Origin of the sequence: Vibrio sp. 10N.261.55.A10 (assembly GCF_041470825.1) — a bacterium.
GTDB classification, from domain to species: Bacteria; Pseudomonadota; Gammaproteobacteria; order Enterobacterales; family Vibrionaceae; genus Vibrio; species Vibrio crassostreae_C.
Map to the genome: position 1 here is coordinate 1 of NZ_JBFRNC010000123.1, position 671 is coordinate 671.

Sequence of the window (671 nt, forward strand, 5' to 3'; positions counted from 1 at the left end):
TGTTAAAGAGCAAGAGTTTTTAAAGCATTAAACTTTCAAAACCATTTTTAAATACACTCAGTTTTCTATTACTAAGAAAAGTGTGCTTAAAGATGGTGGGCGATACCGGGCTCGAACCAGTGACCCCCTGCTTGTAAGGCAGGTGCTCTCCCAACTGAGCTAATCGCCCATGATAGTTTTGATTCCTTCATGGAGAAAGAATGGTGGAGCTATGCGGGATCGAACCGCAGACCTCCTGCGTGCAAGGCAGGCGCTCTCCCAGCTGAGCTATAGCCCCATATTTTTATTTCCTTGGGAGGAAATGGTGGGCGATACCGGGCTCGAACCAGTGACCCCCTGCTTGTAAGGCAGGTGCTCTCCCAACTGAGCTAATCGCCCCAAATTTTATTTCCTTGGGAGGAAATGGTGGGTCGTGCAGGATTCGAACCTGCGACCAATTGATTAAAAGTCAACTGCTCTACCAACTGAGCTAACGACCCTTTTTACTTCTTGAAGGAAGTGGTATCCCGTAGGGGAGTCGAACCCCTGTTACCGCCGTGAAAGGGCGGTGTCCTAGGCCTCTAGACGAACGGGACACTGCAATTCATCTCTACTTTAAAAGTAGAAACAAACTTCGAAGAACTTGGGAGTTCTTCATCTCTTTACTTTTCTAAACCTAATCAATCTGTGTG

5 tRNA genes are annotated in these 671 nt (G+C 46.9%); all 5 read right to left on the minus strand.

The features are described from left to right. Positions 1 to 93: 93 nt before the first annotated feature. Positions 94 to 169: transfer RNA gene (locus AB4274_RS21975), tRNA-Val, on the minus strand. A 32-nt stretch (positions 170 to 201) separates the two neighbouring features. After that, a tRNA-Ala gene (locus AB4274_RS21980) sits at positions 202 to 277 on the minus strand. A gap of 25 nt (positions 278 to 302) precedes the next feature. Continuing rightward, positions 303 to 378 (minus strand) — tRNA-Val (locus tag AB4274_RS21985). 25 nt (positions 379 to 403) lie between these two features. After that, a tRNA-Lys gene (locus tag AB4274_RS21990) sits at positions 404 to 479 on the minus strand. Between the two features lie 20 nt (positions 480 to 499). Beyond that, positions 500 to 575, minus strand: a tRNA-Glu gene (locus tag AB4274_RS21995). Between the last annotated feature and the right edge of the window lie 96 nt (positions 576 to 671).